At 74.6% G+C, this 19171-nt stretch carries 16 protein-coding genes; 3 read left to right on the top strand and 13 right to left on the bottom strand.

The window, feature by feature from the left end:
• Nucleotides 1-299: 299 nt before the first annotated feature.
• Nucleotides 300-1562 (bottom strand): HNH endonuclease signature motif containing protein, encoded by a 1263-nt coding sequence (locus tag OSR43_RS05175; protein WP_302270020.1) that lies wholly within the window; start codon nt 1560-1562, stop codon nt 300-302.
• Nucleotides 1563-2438: 876 nt separating this feature from the next.
• Here OSR43_RS05175 and add point away from each other — a divergent pair.
• From add to OSR43_RS05160, 3 genes are all read left to right on the top strand, one after another.
• Nucleotides 2439-3536: an adenosine deaminase gene (add, locus tag OSR43_RS05170; protein WP_302270018.1), complete on the top strand. Its 1098-nt coding sequence runs from the start codon at nt 2439-2441 to the stop codon at nt 3534-3536.
• A complete protein-coding gene (locus tag OSR43_RS05165) occupies nt 3533-4579 on the top strand; it encodes an isopenicillin N synthase family oxygenase (RefSeq protein WP_302270016.1) in 1047 nt (348 codons plus the stop codon). Before add ends, OSR43_RS05165 begins: the two co-directional genes overlap by 4 nt.
• 74 nt (nt 4580-4653) lie before the next feature.
• A complete protein-coding gene (locus OSR43_RS05160; RefSeq protein ID WP_302270013.1) occupies nt 4654-7158 on the top strand; it encodes a response regulator in 2505 nt (834 codons plus the stop codon).
• Nucleotides 7159-7194: 36 nt separating this feature from the next.
• Here OSR43_RS05160 and OSR43_RS05155 read toward each other — a convergent pair whose 3' ends face one another.
• From OSR43_RS05155 to OSR43_RS05100, 12 genes are all read right to left on the bottom strand, one after another.
• Nucleotides 7195-8415, bottom strand: a complete 1221-nt coding sequence (locus OSR43_RS05155) for a PAS domain-containing sensor histidine kinase (protein ID WP_302270011.1) — start codon at nt 8413-8415, stop codon at nt 7195-7197.
• 52 nt (nt 8416-8467) lie between these two features.
• A complete protein-coding gene (locus OSR43_RS05150; protein WP_302270010.1) occupies nt 8468-9982 on the bottom strand; it encodes a serine/threonine-protein kinase in 1515 nt (504 codons plus the stop codon).
• 81 nt (nt 9983-10063) lie between these two features.
• Nucleotides 10064-11113 carry a phosphotransferase family protein gene (locus tag OSR43_RS05145; RefSeq protein ID WP_302270008.1) on the bottom strand — a complete coding sequence of 350 codons (1050 nt, stop codon included), beginning with the start codon at nt 11111-11113 and terminating at the stop codon, nt 10064-10066.
• Nucleotides 11110-12306: an acyl-CoA dehydrogenase family protein gene (locus OSR43_RS05140; protein ID WP_302270007.1), complete on the bottom strand. Its 1197-nt coding sequence runs from the start codon at nt 12304-12306 to the stop codon at nt 11110-11112. Before OSR43_RS05140 ends, OSR43_RS05145 begins: the two co-directional genes overlap by 4 nt.
• 97 nt (nt 12307-12403) lie before the next feature.
• The gene (locus OSR43_RS05135; protein WP_302270006.1) at nt 12404-13009 is read right to left on the bottom strand and encodes a TetR/AcrR family transcriptional regulator; all 606 of its coding nucleotides are present in this window, start codon (nt 13007-13009) and stop codon (nt 12404-12406) included.
• Between the two features lie 43 nt (nt 13010-13052).
• Nucleotides 13053-13832, bottom strand: a complete 780-nt coding sequence (locus OSR43_RS05130) for an acetoacetate decarboxylase family protein (protein WP_302270005.1) — start codon at nt 13830-13832, stop codon at nt 13053-13055.
• Between the two features lie 67 nt (nt 13833-13899).
• Nucleotides 13900-14676 carry an acetoacetate decarboxylase family protein gene (locus tag OSR43_RS05125; RefSeq protein WP_302270004.1) on the bottom strand — a complete coding sequence of 259 codons (777 nt, stop codon included), beginning with the start codon at nt 14674-14676 and terminating at the stop codon, nt 13900-13902.
• 50 nt (nt 14677-14726) lie between these two features.
• Nucleotides 14727-15416: a nitroreductase family protein gene (locus OSR43_RS05120; RefSeq protein WP_302270002.1), complete on the bottom strand. Its 690-nt coding sequence runs from the start codon at nt 15414-15416 to the stop codon at nt 14727-14729.
• Nucleotides 15413-16222, bottom strand: a complete 810-nt coding sequence (locus tag OSR43_RS05115) for an SDR family NAD(P)-dependent oxidoreductase (RefSeq protein WP_302270001.1) — start codon at nt 16220-16222, stop codon at nt 15413-15415. Before OSR43_RS05115 ends, OSR43_RS05120 begins: the two co-directional genes overlap by 4 nt.
• Nucleotides 16223-16333: 111 nt before the next feature.
• On the bottom strand, nt 16334-17332 hold the full coding sequence (locus tag OSR43_RS05110; RefSeq protein WP_302270000.1) for a zinc-binding dehydrogenase: 999 nt from the start codon (nt 17330-17332) through the stop codon (nt 16334-16336).
• Between the two features lies 1 nt (nt 17333).
• Complete coding sequence (locus tag OSR43_RS05105; protein ID WP_302269999.1) at nt 17334-18167, bottom strand: SDR family NAD(P)-dependent oxidoreductase; 834 nt, start codon at nt 18165-18167, stop codon at nt 17334-17336.
• Complete coding sequence (locus tag OSR43_RS05100) at nt 18164-19165, bottom strand: ABC transporter permease (RefSeq protein ID WP_302269997.1); 1002 nt, start codon at nt 19163-19165, stop codon at nt 18164-18166. The genes OSR43_RS05105 and OSR43_RS05100 overlap by 4 nt, the downstream gene beginning before the upstream one ends.
• Between the last annotated feature and the right edge of the window lie 6 nt (nt 19166-19171).

Here is a 19171-nt window from a genome sequence, read left to right as displayed (position 1 = left end):
CGCGAGCGAGCGTCGTCGAGACCCGGTGAGGTGCGCAGAGCCTTAGGGGGGTCGTTGGGCCAGCTTTGCTGCTGGTCGAGCAGCGAGCCCTGGCGAGCGTCGTCGAGACCCGGTGAGGTGCGCAGGGCCTAGGGGTGGTCGCCGGGCCGCCGGGTGGGCTCGGCTTGGGGTCTCTTTTTCGAGTCGTGTGGTTGCGCGCCGCTGTGGTCGAGGTCCTGGGCGCGGTTGCTTGTCGGCTCACGCTCGGCGGGGGTCGACCGCTGTGGTTGCGGTGGACGGGGTGTGTTCGTTGGTTCGGCCTAGGGCCGTCGGTGGAAGGCGACCTTCCCGCCGGGCAGGTGTGTGGTCTCGTAGGCCGGGTCGTGGATCCGCGCGTGGTGCCTCGGGCAGAGGTTGCGGGCGTTGACCAGGTCGGTGGTTCCGCCGGCGGACCAGGGTTGGTCGTGGTGGGCGTGGCAGAGGCGGGCGGGCCAGTCGCAGGCTTCTGCGGTGCAGGCCGGTTGGGTGAGGTTGAGCGCCCGTCGTTGGGCTCCGGTGAAGAGCCGGGTGGTGCGGCCGAGGTCGAGCAGCTCGGACCTCGACCCGAGGACGGCGGGGATCAAGCCTGCTTCGCAGGCCAGTCGCCGGGCCGTGGCTGCGGAGATGGTGCTGCCGTCGTCGAGCACACCCGGTGCGAGGCCGCCGAGGAGCGAGGCGATGTCCATGGTCACCACGACGGAGGCGTTGAGGCCGCCGAGCTTCGGGACGGAAGCGGTGGGGATGCGTTCGAGGAGCTCGCAGAACGCGTCACCCATCCGTTCCGGCGATGGACGCCGCTCGGCCGGCTCGGGCGCGCCTGGTTCCTGGGTGGCGGCTTGGTGCTTGGGGGCGGCGAAGGCGAGGAGGGTCTTCTTGAGCATGGCGCCGTGGAGCTCGGGGATCTTGAACTTCCCGACGACCGACCCGCGTCCGTCGGGGCTCATGGTCAGCCAGGCGGTCTCCCGGGCCAGGCGCTCCTCGGCTTCGAGTGCCTTGGCGTCGCGGGCCTCGCCGATCTCGGGTGCGACGACGGTGAGGACGTGCTTGGCCAGGACCCGCAACGACTTGGGGTCACGGTGCCGCGCCTCGGCCAGCAGGTGCTGCTCCGCACGGAGCGGGATGGTCGGGTCGTCCAGGTCGGTGGGCAGCCGGTCGAGGCACTCGGTGATCACCCGCGCGTGGTCGACCGACACATCACCCTCCGCCAGGACTGCCGCCGTGAGGTCGTGGCGGTCCAAAGACTCGGCCAGCCGCATCCGGTGCTTCGCCGAGGGCCGGCTCTGGTGGGTCTCGGTCGCCCACCACGACGCGGTGTCGGTCGCACCGACGCGTTCGCCGGCGTGACGGCGGTCGGCCTCCGCGGCGAGCCGCAGTTCGAGGGCCTCGGCCTGCGCGCGCAACCGGGACGCCTCGACCAGGGTGTCGGTGACATCGTCGTCCGACATCGACCACAGGTGGACCTCGGCGGCCGAGCGCATCTGCTTGCGGGACTTCGCGACGGCGCGGCGAACCACGTGTGCGCTGCGTCGGGAGTCCTTGGCCATGGGTCTACTCAAGCACCGACCACCGACAGTCCCGGTCCTGTTTCCCCAGGTCAGACCACATCGTGGACTATGCATTCAGGCTCTCGCCGGCTGACGGGGGTGGCCGAGGCCCTGCGCACCTCACCAGGTCTCGACGACGCCTCGCCAGGGCTCGGCTGCTCGACCAGCGGGGGCGGACCCGGCAGCCGGTAGATCGCGCGACCACCCGCCATACCTCCTCGTAGCTGCCCCCCACCGCGACCACCTATGGCCAGGGAGTTGGAGGCGGGTCCCCGGGGCCCTGCGCACCTCACCGGGTCTCGACGACGCCTCGCCAGGGCTCGGCTGCTCGACCGGCGGAGCCCACCCGGCAGCCGGGAGACCGCCGCGACCACCCGCCGTACCCCTCCTGTAGCTGCCCCCACCGCAACACCCATGGTCCGGAAGCCGGAGACGAGTACCCGAGGCCCTGCGTCACTCGCCGGGTCTCGACGACGCCTCGCTGGCGCTCGGCTGCTCGACCAGCGGTGACCTCCGGCGGCCGGAGGCGCGCACCCAGGCCCTGCGCACCTCACCGGGTCTCGACGACGCCTCGCCAGGGCTCGGCTGCTCGACCAACAGGCCGACCCGACACCCAGGAACGACCGCAACCACCCATCGCCCGGCGGCCCGAGGCAGGCGCCCGCGCCCGCGCCCGAGCACCGTGCGCACCTCACCGGGTCTCGACGACGCCTCGCCAGGGCTCGGCTGCTCGACCAGCGGTGACCTCCGGCGGCCGGAGGCGGGCACCCCAGGGCCCTGCGCACCTCACCGGGGCTCGGCTGCTCGACCGGCGGAGGGCCTGGCTGTCGTCCAGGCGTGACAACCGCGTAACACCCGACTCCTACGCTCCTCGCCGTGAGCCTCGCGACCAGCGTCCACTCGACGCCCGTGCCGGCGGACCCGGCGATCGACGCGATGGTGGCGGCGCTGCCGAAGGTCAGCCTGCACTGCCACCTGATCGGCAGCGTCGCGCCGGAGACGGTGGCGGACCTGGCGCGCAAGCACGGCGTGCCCCTCGGGCGGTCGGCGGAGGAGCTCTACGACCACCACAGCTACGAGGACCTCGGGGAGTTCCTGCGGGTGCTCGACGTGGTGGGGTCGCTGATCCGCGACGCGGACGACTTCCACCGGGTGACCTACGAGTCGCTGACGGCCGGTGGGGCCGCCCACGGCGTGCTGTACCGCGAGATCCACCTCAGCCCGCCGGGCCACCCCGGCGTGCCGTACCCGACGATCCTCGACGGCGTCCTCGCCGGCGCCCGCGACGCCGCGACCGACACGGGCATCCGTGCGAACCTCGTCGTCGGCATCTGCCGCGAGCGCAGCGGCGGCGCGGCGGTGGAGCTGGTCGAGCAGGTCGTCGCCCACCGGGTCGACGAGGTGCTCGGGATCGGGCTGGACTACGCCGAGGTCAACGGTCCCCCGGGCCGGTTCGTGGAGGCCTACCGGCTCGCCGAGCGCCACGGCCTCCGGCGTACGGCGCACTCGGAGTCCGGCCCGCCGCACCACGTCGAGGTGCTGCTCGACGAGCTGGGCTGCAGCCGCGTCGACCACGGTTACCACGTCGTCGACGACCCGGCGATCACGCGGCGCTGCGTCGAGGAGCGGGTGGCGTTCACGTGCACCCCGGTCAGCAGCGACATCGGCCGCTACTCCGGCAGCGGCGACGGCACGCACCGGCGGATCGCCGAGATGGTCGACGCCGGCCTGCTGGTGACGATCGACTCCGACGACCCGCCGATGTTCGGCACCGATCCCACCCACGACTACCGGGTGCTCGCCCACGCGCTGGGCCACCGCCGCGACCAGCTCGCGACCTTCACCCGCAACGCCGTCGAGGCCTGCTGGCTCGACGACACCGACAAGGCCGCGCTCCTCGCCACCGTGGAGGAGCGGGTGGCCGCCACCCCCGACGCACCGACCTCGACCACCACCTCGGAGGCACCCTCATGACCGACTTCCACGTCCCCACCGTCGACATCAGCGCGTACGTCGGTCACGGCACCGCCGCGGAGCGCGCGGCGGCCGCGGCCGCCTTCGACGAGGCGGCCCGCACCGTCGGGTTCGTGCAGGTCGTCGGGCACGGGGTGCCGACGTCGGTCACCGACGCGTTCGCCGACGCCCTCGACGAGTTCTTCTTCCTGCCGCTGGAGGTCAAGAAGCAGTACCGCACCCCGCCGGAGGTCAACCGCGGCTACGCACCGCCGAAGACCGAGTCCCTCAGCCTGAGCCTGGGGCTGGCGCCCTCGAACCGGATGCACGACTTCTTCGAGGCCTTCAACGTCGGCGCCGCGGTCTCCGACCACCCCGGGCTCGACCTGCCCGAGGCGGACTACCCCGAGAACACCTGGCCGGCCGAGGCGCAGCACTTCCGGACCGCGGTGTCGGCGTACTTCGACGAGGCGGGCCGGGTCGCCCGCACGCTCACGACGCTGTTCGCGGACGCGCTCGACCTGCCCGAGGGGTTCTTCGAGCGCTACACCGACCACAGCCTCGACGTGCTGCGGATGAACAACTACGCGCTCGAGCCGGGCGAGCTCCAGCTCGACGGCGACCTGACCGGCATGGGCGAGCACACCGACTACGGCATCGTCACCGTGCTGTGGGCCGACCAGGTGGCGGGCCTGCAGGTGCTGGGGCGCGACGGCGGCTGGCACGACGTGCAGCCGGCCGACGGCGCCCTGCTCATCAACCTCGGCGACCTGATGGCGCGCTGGACCAACGAGCGCTGGATGTCGACCCTGCACCGGGTCAAGCCGCCCATCGTCGACGGTCGCGTCGAGCGGCGCCGCAGCGCGGCGTTCTTCCACGACGGCAACATCGACGCGGTCATCGAGACGCTGCCCACCTGCGTCGGCGACGGCTCGGCGTACGCCCCGATCACCGTCGGGGAGCACATCCGCGCCAAGCTCGCCGGCTCCCGGGCCGGCGTCGCCAACGCCGACGCCGAGCGCGAGGCCGCGCGCGTCCTCGCCGCCGCGCACCGGGGGGCCTGAGCCGAGCCCCAGATCACCCCGACGCTCGGGCGGAAACGCCCACGCCGGCTCGACCCAGCCCTGACAATGGCCGCGTGAGCGGTGCGCGGTGGACCTCCCAGGACCTGGTGAGGTCCGCGCTCCCCGCCGGCCTCCTGCTCCTCGCGCTGGCGGGCCTGGTGCTGAACCTCGCCGGCGGCTCGACGGTCGCCTACGACGCGACGTACGTCGTGGTGGTCTTCGGCGCCGCCCTCGTCGCGGGTCTGGGCGTCCGCGCCTCGGCGCCGGGCAGGCGGCTCGTGCCGGGGCTCGTCGCGGCGGGACTGACCGCGAACGCCGTCGCCGACCTGGTCTGGTACCTCTACGCCTGGACCGGCCCGGAGCCGGACGTGTCCTGGGCCGACGTGCCCTACTTCGCCAGCTACCTCGGGCTGGGTGCCGCCATGCTGGTGGTGCTCTGGCGGGTGCGGTCGCGGGGCCGGCGCGACGCCGAGGTCCTGCTCGACACCCTCACCGTCGTCACCGTCTGCGTGATGCTGCTCTGGAACACCTCGATCGCGGCGATCGCCCACGACCAGTCCCTCGACGCCGGCGAACGGCTGGTGCTCGCGGCGTACCCCGTCTGTGACGCCGTCCTCCTGGGCCTGGTGATCCGCGCGCTCGCCACGCGGACGACGCGGGACCGGATCGGGCTGGAGTTCGCCGTCGGCGTCAGCTGCTGGCTCCTCTCCGACCTCGGCTACCTCCTCTTCCCGCTCTCCGGCGCGACCGAGGCCTGGCTCGACCTCGGCTGGCTGGTCGGCGCGGTGCTCCTCGCCCGGTCGGCGTGCCCGCGCCCCTCCCGCTGCGGCTCCACCCGGGACGAGGCCTCGGCCGGCGACCACGCGCGCACGCGGATGGCGGTCGCGATCGTGCCGCTGCTGGCGCCCATCGGTGTCCTCGTCGTCGACGACCTGCTCGGCCGCGACTCCGACGTCCTCGTCGTCGCGGCCGCCGCGGCGGTCCTGGCGGCCGTCGCCGTCGTCCGGACGGCCCGCCAGCTGCGGTGGGAGGCCGAGGCGCTCGTCGCGGCCCGCGCCGCGTCGGAGGCCAAGTCGGCGTTCCTCGCCACGATGAGCCACGAGATCCGGACGCCCCTCAACGGCGTCATCGGGCTGACCGGCCTGCTCCTCGACACCCCGCTGACCGACCGGCAGCGGCAGTACGCCGAGGGGGCGCGCGGGGCCGGCGAGGCGCTGCGGACGATCATCGACGACATCCTGGACTTCTCGAAGGTCGAGGCCGGCAAGCTCGAGCTCGAGACCGTCGACCTGGACCTCGTCGCGGTCGTCGAGGGCGCCGCCGAGCTGGTCGCCGGCCAGGCCCGCGAGCGCGGGCTCGAGCTGCTCGCCTACTGCGCCCCGGACCTGCCCACCGCGCTGCGGGGCGACCCCGCCCGCCTGCGCCAGGTGCTGCTCAACCTCGCCTCGAACGCCGTGAAGTTCACCCACGAGGGAGAGGTGGTCGTCTCCGCGCACCTCGACGGGGACACCGACGACGGCGTGCTGGTGCGGTTCGAGGTGCGCGACACCGGGATCGGGCTCACCGACGAGCAGCGCGACCAGGTCTTCGAGCCGTTCTCCCAGGCCGACTCCTCCACGACCCGGGAGTACGGCGGCACCGGGCTCGGCCTGGCCATCTGCCGCCAGCTCGTGGGGGCGATGGGCGGCACCCTGGGCGTCACCAGCGAGCCCGCGGCCGGCAGCACGTTCTGGTTCCGGGTGCCGATGCGGCTCGCGACGGACACCCCCGCACCGGCGGCCCCGGCGCGCGGCGACCTGCTGACGGGCCGCCGCGTCCTCGTGGTCGACGACAACGCCACCAACCGGCTCGTCCTGGAGGGCCAGCTCGGCGCCTGGGGCGTGGAGGTCACCCTCGCCGCCGACGCCGACGCCGCGCTCGACCTGCTCGCCGGCGGCCTGCAGCCCGCGCTCGTCCTGCTGGACCTGTGCATGCCGGAGGTCGACGGCCTCGAGCTGGCCCGGCGCATCTCCGCCCGCGGGGACGCGCCGCCGATGGTGCTGCTCACCTCCGAGCCCGCCGTCGACCTCGACGACGCCCGGGCCGCCGGGATCGGCCCGGTCCTCGCCAAGCCCCTGCACATGGCACGGCTGCGCGAGGTCGCCACCGAGGCCCTCGCCGCCCCCGCCCCGGCCGCGCCTGCCCCGGACCGCCCGCGGACCGGCAGCGGCCACCTGCTGGTGGTCGAGGACAGCGAGATCAACCAGCTCGTCGCGGTGGGCATCCTCGCCTCCCGCGGCTACACCGCCGACGTCGCCGGCGACGGCGCCGAGGCGCTCACCATGCTCGCCGCCCGGGGGTACGACGCGGTCCTGATGGACTGCCAGATGCCGGTGCTCGACGGGTACGACGCGACGACCGAGCTGCGGCGCCGCGAGGGCGACGTCCGCCGGACGCCCGTCATCGCGATGACCGCGGGGGTCTCGGGCGAGGACCGGGACCGCTGCCTCGCGGCCGGCATGGACGACTTCGTCCCCAAGCCGGTGCACCCCGACGAGCTGCACGCCGTGCTCCGCCGCTGGGTCCACGCCAGCACCTGACCCCGGGACCGACCCCGCGCCGAGCGCCCCCCACCGCTAGAGGTGGTCGTCGGCGAGCACCGGGCGCCCGAGGGGCAGCGCGAAGGCGAACGTGCTCCCCCGGCCCGGCGCGCTGGAGACCCAGATCGAGCCGCCCATCAACGTCACCAGCTGCTTGCAGATCGCCAGGCCGAGCCCGGTGCCGCCGTACCTGCGGGTGATCGAGGAGTCACCCTGGCTGAAGGACTGGAACAGCCGGGCCTGCTGCTCGTGGGTGATGCCGATCCCGGTGTCCTCGACCCGCACCAGGACCTTGACGCTCGCCGGGCGCTCCTCGGCCACCTCCACCCGGACGCGGACGTCGCCGGAGCCGGTGAACTTCACCGCGTTGTCCAGCAGGTTGGTGAGCACCTGCGCGAGCCGCTCGGGGTCGCCGGTGAGCTCCCGCGGGACGGCGGGGTCCACCAGGAGCGTCAGCGTCAGGCCCTTGTCCTCCGCCTGCGGCCGGGCCAGCTCGACCACGTCCGCGGCCAGCGCCGGCAGGTCGAGGGCGACGTCGTGCACCGAGGCCCGTCCCGACTCGATCGCGCTGAAGTCGAGGATGTCGTCGACCAGTCGCAGCAGCCGCCGGCTGGAGCGCTGCACGACCTCGGCGAGGCGCTCCTGGTCGGGGTCGAGGCCGCTGTCGACGAGCAGCTCGGTGGTCGCCATGACGGCGGTCAGCGGCGTGCGGATCTCGTGGCTCACGTTGGCGAGGAACATCGACTTCGCCTCGTTGGCCTGCTCCGCGCTGCGCCGGGTGCGGGCGAGCTCGCGCTGCATCCGGTTGCGGGCGGTGATGTCCTCGGCGATGCCGTAGACACCGACCACCTCCCCGTCGACCACGATCGGCAGGCCGGTGACGCTCACCTCGGCCGTCGAGCCGTCGGGACGCACGACCGCCGTCTCGAGCTGCCGGGTCTCCCGGGCGAGGATCGCGAGGAACGCCGTGGCGACCGTCTCGACCTCCTCCGGCAGCAGGATCCGGGCGAACTCCATGCCGATCAGCTCGTCCGCGCCGTACCCGCTGACCCGCTCGGCCGCCGGGTTGGCCTCCACGAAGCGGCCCTCGAGGTCGAGGGAGAACACCGCACTGGGGTGGTACTCGAACAGCGACCGGTAGCGCTCGCTGGTCTCGGCCGCCCGCCGCTCGGTCTCCCGCAGCCGGCGGGTGACCGCGCGCGCACGTCGAGCGCGCGAGGTGAAGTACGCCGGCAGCGCGCGACCGCCGTCCGTCACCCTCCGTGATCGACGCACACCTGAGGGTACGGCGGACGGCGGCCCCGCGGGGTCAGACGACCGCGTCCGCGACGATCCGCCCGCCGCGGACGGTGATCTGGCGGGTCTCGCTCTCGCCCCCGTCGTAGGTCAGGTCCACCAGCACGGTCCCCTCGCCCTGCGGCTCCACCCCGTCCACGGTGACCGAGCCGATGGTCGACCAGAAGCCGGAGTAGGAGTCGTAGCCGAGCTCGCGCTGGTACTGCGGCGACAGCACGTCCCAGGCGGTCTCGTAGTCACCGGGCAGGAGCGAGTAGTAGTCCTCGACGACCTGCTGCTCGTTGCCGCTGCTGACCGGCGACGTGCCGGGGCCTCCGGTGTCCTCGGGCTCCTCGGCCGACTCCTCCTCCGAGGGCGTGGTCCCCTCCGTCGGGGTCGGCGTCGGGCTCGGCGTGGGGCTCGGCGTCGCGGACTCCCGGTCCGGCGTCCGCGAGGCCTGGCCGCTCGGCCGGTCGCCGGCGGTGCCGGGATCGTCCTCCTCGTCGCCGCCGAGGAGACCGACCAGCAGCGCCGCGCCCAGCGCGAGCACGAGCACCGCGGCCGCGGCCAGCAGCGCCACGGGCCGGCGGCGACGGTCCGGCTCCGCGGCGGTCGCCGCGGACGCGACCGGGGCGACCGGGGTGGGAGCAGGCGTGGGGTCCGGCGTCGGGTCGGGGTCGACCACCGCCGGGGCGACGGCCGTGGCGGCGAGCGCCTCGGTGGGCGCATCGTCGGCGAGCGCGGTCGTGCTGCCGGCGGCGATCGCACGCAGCGCGGCGGCGGTCTCGGCCATGCTGGGCCGCGCCTCGGCGTCGGTGTTCATCATCCGCCGGATCGGGCCGGTGAGCGCCCCCGCGTGCTGCGGCACCGGCGGCTCGTGGCCGACGATGTGCATGAGCATCGCGATCGAGTTCTCCTGCGCCGGCCACGGGGGCTGGCCCTCGACGGCGGCGTACAGGCTGGCGCCGAGCGCCCAGACGTCGTCCGCGGGCGTCGGCTGGCCACCGCGCGCGAGCGCCGGGGAGAAGTACAGCGGGGTGCCCGCCACCATCCCGGTCTGGGTCAGCTGCTCCTCGCCGAGGGTGCGGGCGATGCCGAAGTCGGAGATCTTCGCGACGTCGTCGTCGGTGACCAGGATGTTGCCCGGCTTCACGTCGCGGTGCACCACGCCCCGGGCGTGCGCCGCGGCGAGGCCGTCGGCGACCTGCGCGCCCAGGTGCGCCGACCGGCGCACGTCGAGCGGGCCGTCCTTGAGCAGCTCGGAGAGGGTCCGGGACGGGAGGTACTCCATGACCAGCCACACGTGGCCGCCGTCCTCGATCGCGTCGAAGATCGACACGACGTTGGGGTGGTTGAGCGCGGCCGACGAGCGGGCCTCGCGCAGCGCACGCGCCAGGTGGGGCGTCGACTCGCCGGGCAGGCCGCCGACCTGCTTGACCGCGACCTCGCGGCCCAGGGTGCGGTCGCGGCACAGCCAGACGGCACCCATGCCGCCACGGCCGACCTCGCGCACGACGTCGTACCGGCCGGCGATGGTCTCGGGCGGCATGGGTCCTCCTTCACCTCGCGGTCCCGTACCCCCTACCCGTGCAGGCCCCCCGCCAAGCACCAGGACCACCTCGGGACCACGTCACACCCGCTGGAGACCGGCCTCCAGCAGCGGCTCGACGGCCCGGGCGGCACTGTCGAAGCCCTCGCCGTGGGTGGCCCCGGCGCGGTAGCGGTGGTCGATCCCGGCGGCGATGACCGCCAGCTTGAAGTAGCCCAGGGCGAGGTGGCGGTCCCAGTCGACCAGCGGGACCCCGCCCGCCGCCTCGTACGCCGCGGCGAGGGCGTCGGGGGCCGGGAGCCGCTCGCTGGTCCACGCGGTCGGGAAGCCGAGCACCAGGTCGAGCGCGGCGTGGCGGTAGACGCACATCATCGCGACGTCGGCCACCGGGTCGCCGATCGTCGAGAGCTCCCAGTCCACCACCGCCTCGACCTGCGGCCCGCCGTCCTCGGGCGAGCGCAGGGAGAGCAGCGTGTTGTCGATGCGGTAGTCGCCGTGGACGACGCCGGTCGAGCGCTGCTCGAACCCGGCCGCCGCGAGCCGGCCGCCCAGCTCGGTCGCCAGCGGCGACAGCGCGGGGTCGCCGACGATGTCCCACTGGCCGCTCCAACGGCGCACCTGCCGCGCGGCGTACCCGTCGGGGCGGCCGAAGCCCTCCAGCCCGGCCGCGACGTGGTCGACCGCGTGCAGCCTGGCGAGGGTCTCCACGAGACGCGCGACGGTCGCCTCCAGCGCGACGTCGTCGAGGTCGTCGAGGTCGGTGCGCGACTGCACCGTCCGTCCCGGCACGAACGCCGCGACCGCGAACGGCAGCCCGATGGCGGCCTCGTCCTCGCACAGCACCACCGGCGGCGCGACGGGCACGCCGGCCGAGGCGAGCGCACTGGTCACCCGGAACTCCCGGGCGACGTCGTGCGCCGAGGGGGTGCGCCCGGACCGCGGCGGCATCCGCAGCACCCACGCGGAGGCCCCGTCGTCCAGGCGGTACGTCAGGTTCGACCGGCCGCCGGCGATCAGGCGGGCGGTCAGCGGCCCCTCGAGCTGCGCGCCGGCCGCCAGCATCCGCTCGCCGACCGCGGCGAGCTCGTCCGGCGACAGCTCCGGCGAGGAGGCGGCCGGCTCCCCGCTCACGACCCTTCCTTCTCGATCCGGCGCACCGCGCGCTTGGCGATCGACCAGCGGTGCACCTCCGAGGGGCCGTCGTAGATCCGGAACGGCCGGATCTCGCGGGCGATCCGCGCCACCGGCAGCTCGGTGGACACGCCCAGCCCGCCACACATCTGGGTCGCGCGGTCGACGACGCGGTGCAGCGCCTCGCCGGCGAACGTCTTCGCGATCGAGGTGCTCGCCGAGGCCCGCTCCCCCGCGTCGAGCTCCTCGCAGGCCGCCTTCAGCAGCGCACGGGTCGCCGCGAGGTCGATCTCGTTGTCGGCGACCATCTGCTGGATCATCCCGAGGTCGGCCAGCCGCGACCCGAACGCCTGGCGCCCGGCCACGTGCCGCACGGCGACCTCGTGGGCCCGGCGGGCGGCGCCGGTCCAGCGCATCACGTGGGTCATCCGCGCGGGCCCGAGGCGCACCTGGGCGTACCGGAAGCCCTCGTCGACCCCGCCGAGCACCTCCGAGTCCGGGACGAAGGCGTCGGTGAAGGTGACCTCGCAGTGACCGCCGACCATCGACCGGTCCACGGTGCCGACGTGGCGGACGACGTCGAGGCCCTCGGTGGAGGCCGGCATGAGGAACATCGTCGCCCCGCCCGAGCCGGCCGACCCGGCGCCGCCGGGCTCGCCGCTGGTGCGGGCCATCGTGATGAAGAACGACGCGCCGTCGGCGCCGGTGATGAACCACTTGCGGCCGTTGACCACCCACCCGCCGTCCACCTTGGTCGCGCGGGTCAGCAGCGCCGAGGGGTCGCTCCCCGCGCCGGGGGCGGGCTCGGTCATCGCGAACGCCGAGCGCACCTCGCCGCGCGCGAGCGGGGCCAGGTACGTCGCCCGCTGGGCGTCGGTCGCCACGTGGTCGAGCAGGTGCACGTTGCCCTCGTCGGGCGCGGCGATGCCGGTCGCCAGCGGCCCGAACAGGGAGTAGCCGGCCTCCTCGAAAACCGCCGAGCGGGCCACCATCCCGAGCCCGTGGCCGCCGAGGTCCACCGGCGCGTGCGGCGCGAACACCCCCGCGGCCCGTGCCTGCTCCTGCAGGCGCACCCGCAGCCCGTCGCCGCCCGCGGCCTCGACGTCGCCGTCGTGCTCGTCGTCCACCGGCAGCACGTGCTCGCGGACGAACGCCCGCGTCCGGGCCACGAGGCCGTTCCTCTGGTCAGTCATCGTTGCCTCCTCGGGCGGGCGCACGGTCGGCCGACCGATCGCTCGCTCGGTCAGTCTCGCAGCGGTCGACCCGGCCCGTCAACGCCGGAGGGGACGGTCAGGCGCCGACGAGCCCTCGCGCCAGCACCAGGTGCCGGTGGACCAGCTCGTCCGCCGCGAGCGGGCCCTCCTCGCGGTACCAGGACGCCACGCCCACACACAGCGTCGCCACCGCCCGCGCCGCGTCCAGCGGGTACGGCGTACCGAAGACCCCCGCCTCGGCCCCGCCGACGACGATGCGGTCCAGCATCCGCTGCTGCTCGTCGCGGCGCTCCACGTAGCGCGCCCGGTTCTCGGGCAGCAGGCTGCGGATCTCGCTGGACCCCACGAACGCCTGCCGCCGGCGGAACATGTGGAAGCGCAGGAGCGACTCGACCAGCGCGTCGAACTGGCCGGAGGGGTCCTCGGGCGCCGAGGCCAGCGCCGCGGCGCTGCGCTCGAGCAGCTCGTCCATCACCGCCATCATCAGCGCGAGCAGGATCTCCTGCTTGGACCGGTAGTGGTGGTAGACGCCCGGCACCGAGAGCCCCGCGTCGGCGGCGAGGTGGCGGATGCTCGTCCCGTGGTAGCCCTGCTCGGCGAACCGCTGGAGCGCGGCGTCCAGCACCCGCGGCAGGGCCGGCGCGTCGTAGGTGCGCCAGTCCGCCACTCCCGGAGCCGTCATGCCCCCACTCTAGGGAGGCCGGTGCCGACGGCTCCGGCTCGGCTCACCCGGGCAGGCGGGCCGTCGCCAGCGCCGGCCAGTGGTCCGAGCGGCCCAGCGCGAGCGGGAGGAAGGCGTCGGGGTCCATCGGGCCGAGGGGCACGCAGGTGGCCTTCATGCCGGTCTCCACGTAGACCGCGTCGCGCAGCTCGAGCACCTCGAGGTCGTCGAGCGGGTCGTGGACGGTGCCGGTCAGCCGCAGGACGGCCGGGCCCTTGCGGACGAGGGTCGTGCGCTGGGCGAACTCGGCCATCATCAGGGTCGGCGGCCCGGCGAGCGCGTCGCCGCCCGGGCAGAGCTCGTACTTGACGTTGAAGTTGCGTCCCACGACCTCGGTGGGTCCGCGGTCCGGCCCGAGGTCGGCCTCGATCTCCACGAGCCGGGTGCCGTGGCGCTCCAGGACGCCGGTCATGTGACCGTCGTTGCGCCAGAGCGTCGAGGTGCCGATCTTCTTCGGCTCGCCGTAGAGGTCGCGTCCGAAGAGCAGCGGCACGTCGTCGTCCATCCACATCGTCAGCACGTAGTCACCCGCGACGCCGCGGTGGCTGGCGCTGACGTAGACCGCGGACGCCGCGAAGTCGCCGACGCAGCTGCTGCGCCACCGGCTGACCTGCACGGTCACCCGCGGCTCGGCGCCCGGGTCGAGCTCGGCGGGCAGGATGTCGCGGACGACGTCGGGGCGGGTCAGGAAGTCGACGCTCAACGACTCCCCGCCGACGAACTCGACGTCGGCGAGGGTCGCGCGGACGGCGGCGAGCTCCTCGGGGGTACGGCGGTAGCCCATGGGGGCCTCCTTCTTCGGGGACGGGTGGACGGACGGGCGCGTGGGCGGGGCGGGCGGGCGCCGGCGCTCAGGGACGGGCGACCACGCGCCCGAGGGGTAGGGTGAAGTCGGTGAGCGCGGTGAAGGCGTCGAGCACGCGCAGCGGCGCGAACACGTGCCACGGGTCGGCGGCGCTGCCCGCGCCGAGCTCGACCCCGCCCCGCCCGCGCCACAGCTCCGGCCGCCCGTCGGCGCCGCGGTGCGACCGGGCGCGCACGTCCACGGCGACGAGCTCGTCGACCACCGGGCCGCGCCCCGGCTCGGAGGCCGGCAGCAGGCGGTGGCTCAGCGTCGGCAGCAGCTCCGCGGTCCGGAGCGAGACCAGCTCCTCGGGGCCGAGCAGCCGCTCGGGCAGCACCGACAGGGTCATCAGGCGCACGCCGCGCGGTCGCTCGACCGTCATCACCAGCTGCTCGGTGCCGGGCCCGCCGCCGTCGCGGCCGGACCAGGTGATCGCGGCCAGCTTCTTGCCGTACCCCCACAGCTCCCGGCCCGCCGCCATCGGCGCCTCGGCGTCGGTGACGATCACCGGCTGGTACCAGAAGCGCTCGTCGCCGACCCGGACGCGGACGACGAGGTAGGCCTCGAGGTAGGGACCGAACGTCGAGGTCGGGTAGTGGCACGCCCAGGCCGCGCAGACCGCCGGGTCGCTGTCCGGCTCGACGCCGGCCGGGAGGTACGCCGCGAGCGGGCCGGGGTCGGACTCGTAGACCACCCAGGTCTGCCGGGCGGCGCGGAACTCGTAGGGCGGCGGTGGGTAGAGCGGCGCGGCCACCGGCATGGAGACAGGCATGGAGACAGGCATGGAGACAGGCTCGGAGACAGGCATGGCGACCGGGGGCAGTGCGGGCGCGGTCACGCCGGCCCGTCCGGTGACCAGAGCGGCTCGGAGGTGTCGAAGCCGGCCGGCTCGCCCCACCGGTTGCGATAGGTGACCTCGTGCGCCGGCCGTCGCGGGGCGACGCCCCAGCGGCCGAGCGGGTAGCCCATCGCGACGGTCGCCGCGAGCGTCCACCCCCGGTCCGGCGGCACGCCGAGCACCGCCTTGGTGGTGTCGGGGCGGAAGACGTCCAGCACGTTGGTCATCGCGCTGCCGACGCCCTGCGCGCGGGCGGCGAGCATCGCGGACCAGACCGCCGGGTAGGTCGAGCTGCCGTCGCGGTCGCCGCGGGAGAAGGCGAAGAAGAGCAGCGGCACGTCCTCGAAGTGGTCGGCGAGGTGCTGGACGCTGGCCTGCAGGCGCCGGAACCGCACCGATGCCGCGGCCTCCGGCTCGGCCTCGGCCGCCGCCACCTGGCCGGCGTAGTGGCCGCGCCACAGCAGCGCGACCGCCTCCCGGTAGGGCACGGCGAGCCGGGCGAGCACCTCCCTCTCGTCGACGAGGAGGAACCGCCAGGCCTGGGTGTCGCCGCCGCTGGGGGCCCGGACCGCGGCGTCCATGATCCTGGCCTGCACCTCGACCGGCACGGGATCGGGCCGCATCCGCCGCATCGCCCGGGTCGTGTAGAGCGCCTCCCACACGCCGACGTCGGGCACGACGCTCATGCCGCGGTCCACCCGCCGTCGACGACCATGTTCGAGCCGGTCATGAAGCCGGAGGCGTCGGAGGCGAGGAACAGCGCCGCCGACACGATCTCCTCGGGGACGCCGAACCGGCCGAGCGGGATCTTGGAGAGCAGGTGGCCCCGCCACTTCCGGTGGCCGCGCAGCGCCTCGGTCATGTCGGTCTCGAAGTAGCCGGGCGAGAGCGTGTTCACGCGTACGCCGCGCTCGGCCCACTCCAGTGCGAGCGTGCGGGTGAGCGCGTCGATCGCACCCTTGCTGGCGGAGTACGCCGCCATCCGCTCCATGCCGACCTGGCCGTGGATGCTGGAGATGTTGACGACCGCTCCCCCGCCGCCCTCGAGCATCAGCTTCCCCGCCTCGCGGGCGCACAGGAACGACCCGGTCACGTTGACCTCGAGGACGTGGCGCCACTCCTCGTCGTCGACCAGCTCGGCGCGCTTGAAGATCGGGCTCACGCCGGCGGAGTTCACCAGGGCGTCGAGGCCGCCCCAGCTCTCCCGGACGGCCTCCACCGCCGCGCTGACCGCGGCGCTGTCGGAGACCGAGCCGACCAGCACCAGCGGCTTGCCGCCGAGCTGCTCGATCTCGTCGGCCACCTGCTGGACCGTGTCGGCCGACCGGGCCGTGAGCGCGACCCGGGCGCCGGCGGCGGCGAAGCCGAGCGCCATCGCCCGGCCGAGCCCCCGGCTGGCGCCGGTGACCCAGACGCGGTGGTCGGTGAGGTCGAAGGCCACCGAGGAGCGCGGCGGGCCCGGGACGGAGGTGGGGGTGGTGGGGACGGTCATCGGATCTCCTAGCGGCAGGTGCGGGCGGGAGCCGCGGCAGCGTGCCGGTTCAGGCGCGGGGGGCGGGTGGGGGCCGCCGGCGGCGGAGGCCGCCCGGCTGGTCGGGTGGGGTCAGGCGCGCGGCACGATCGCCGCCTTGACGACGTGGTCCTCCGGCCGGGGTGCGCCCAGCGCGCGGCCGGCCTGCTCCAGCGGGTAGCGGTGGGTGACCAGGTCGCCGAGCACGACGCGGCCGGCGACGATCAGGTCCACGGCGGTGGCGAAGTCGGCGTCGACGTACCCGAAGGAGCCGGTGAGCCGGTGGGCGCCGACCAGCCACGGGACCGGGGCGTCGTCCAGCCCGACGAGCACCACGGGGGCGGTCGGCGCGAGCAGGGGCAGGGCCGCGGTGACCGCGGCCGGGACGCCGGAGGCGTCGAGCAGTGCGTCGTGGGGCGCGCCCTCGGTGGGCTCGCCGGGCACCGAGACCGTCGCCCCGAGCCGCTCGGCCGCCTCGCGGCGGTGCTCGACGGGCTCGACGACGTGGACGGTGATCCCCTGGGCGATCGCCGCGGCCGCGACGGTCAGGCCGACGGCGCCGGCGCCGGTGACGAGCACCCGCTCGTTCGCGGTGCCCCCGGCGAGGCGCACGGCGTGCAGCGCGACGGCGAGCGGCTCGGCCCAGAGCAGGTCGAAGGGGTCGGTGCCGGCCGGCACGGGGACCACGTCGCGGCCGACCTCGACGTCCGGGAGGTGCAGCTGCTGGGCGAACGCGCCCTGGGCGCCGTAGCCGAGGGAGCGCCCGGCGGTGGCGCCGCAGAGGTGGGTGTCGCCGTCGCGGCAGTAGGCGCACCGGCCGCACGAGCGCATGGGGCGCACGGCCACGCGGGTGCCCGGCTCGAGGCCCGACAGCGCCTCCCCGGCGACGGCGACGGTGGCGGAGAGCTCGTGGCCCATCACCTGGCCCGGCTCGACGTAGTGCCCGTGGGCGTAAGAGGCCAGGTCGGACCCGCAGACGCCGCACGCCTCCACGTCGAGCAGCACGTCGGTGGGCCCGACGGGCGGCTGCTCGAGCGGTTCGGTGCGCACGTCCTGCGGGGCGTGCAGGACGACTCCCAGCGGGTGGGGCATCTCAGTGCATCTCCTGTCCACCGGTGACGTTGAGCGCCTCGCCGGTGACGAACGACGCGCCGTCGGAGGCGAGGTAGAGCGCTGCGGCGGCGACGTCCTCGGGCGTCCCGAACCGGCGGGCCGGGATCTGCCGGGCCAGCCGGCGGCGATAGTCCTCCTCGGTGCGGCCGGCCGCGCCGGAGAACGTCTCGTAGACGCCGCCCCGGACCGCCAGCAGCGGGGTGTCGATGGTGCCCGGGCAGATCGCGTTGACGGTGACGCCGTGCTCGCCGAGCTCCGCGGCCATCGACTGGGTCAGCCCGATGACGGCGAACTTCGCGGCGGAGTACGCCGCGAGCAGCGGCTGGCCGGTCTTCCCGGCCTGGGAGGCGATGGTGATGATGCGTCCGCTGCCCTGCGGCACCATCCGCCGGGCGGCCTCGCGGGCGCAGAGGAAGGCTCCGGTCGCCATCACCTCGAGGTTGACCCGCCAGTCCGCGAGCGAGAGCTCGGTGACCGGCGACAGGCCGATGGCGAGCCCGGCGCAGTTGACCAGCACGTCGACCCGCCCGTGCTCGGCGACCGCGGCGTCGAAGAGCGCGCGGACCTGCTCCTCGCTCGTCACGTCGCACGGCTGGGCGGTCACCGGTCCCAGCGCGGACAGCTCCGCAGCGGCCGTCGCCAGGTGGTCGGGCGGCGCCACCTCGTAGTCGGGGTGGCTGGCCAGGGGCGCCCCCACGTCGGAGAGCACCAGGGTGTCCCCCTGCCGGAGGAACGACTCCGCGATGGCCCGTCCCATGCCGCCGGCGCGGGCGCCGCCGGCGACGACGACGACGCGGGGCCGCTGCTGGCTCATCGGCGCCTCATCACCAGGAAGCTGGCGGCGAAGACGGCGAGCAGCAGGATGATGCCGCGGACGGCGTACTGCCAGAACGTCTCGACGCCCATGATCGACAGCCCGTTGTTGATGACGCCGATGAGGAGCACGCCGATGACCGTGCCGAGGATGTGGAAGCGGCCGGGCCGCAGCGTCGACGCCCCGATGAACGCGGCGGCGAAGGAGTCGAGGAGGTAGGTGTCCCCGACGCCCTGCGGGCGGCCGACGCCGAGGTTCGCGGCCACGATCATGCCGCCGAGCGCGGCGCAGGCCGCGGAGATGCCCAGCGCCAGGAGGGCGTAGCGGCGGACGGGGATGCCCGAGAGGCGCGCGGTCTCGGCGTTGCCGCCGATGGCGTACATGTGGCGCCCGAGCTGGGTCTGCTCGAGGAAGACGTAGAGGACGACGGCCACCACGGCGAGGAAGACGACCGGCGCCGGGACCGGCCCGATCTCGCCCTGGCCCATGACGAGGAACCCGTCGGGGATGCCGGAGAGGATGGTCTGGGAGTCCGAGACGCCCAGCACGACGCCGGTCAGGATCGAGCCGACGGCGAGGGTGACGATGAACGCCGACACGCCGCCGTACGCCACGACCACGCCGTTGAAGGCGCCGATCACCAGCGCCAGCGCCATGACCGCGACCACCGCGAGGACCGGGCTGCCGATCGTCCCCTCGGAGAGCCACTTGCAGGCGAGGAACCCGCCCAGGGTGGCCATGCCGGCCAGGCTGAGGTCGAAGAGGCCCTGGACCAGCGCGACGGTGAGGCCGAGCGCGATGATGCCGAGGATCGAGACCTGGTTGAGGATGTTGAAGAAGTTCTGGCTGGTCGCGAAGACGTCGGGCTTCAGCAGGCTGAAGATCGCGATGCACGCCACCAGGCTGGCGATGGTTCCGTAGCGGCTGACGACGTCGATGAGCTTGTCGCTCGTCGTCGTCTCCCGCCGGGGGCCGGTCGCGCGGGGCGACTCGGCCACTGCTGC

Source organism: Nocardioides sp. Arc9.136 (genome assembly GCF_030506255.1).
GTDB lineage: Bacteria > Actinomycetota > Actinomycetes > Propionibacteriales > Nocardioidaceae > Nocardioides.
Note: the sequence above shows the minus strand (reverse complement) of the source record. Positions and strands in the feature narration are given on the sequence as shown.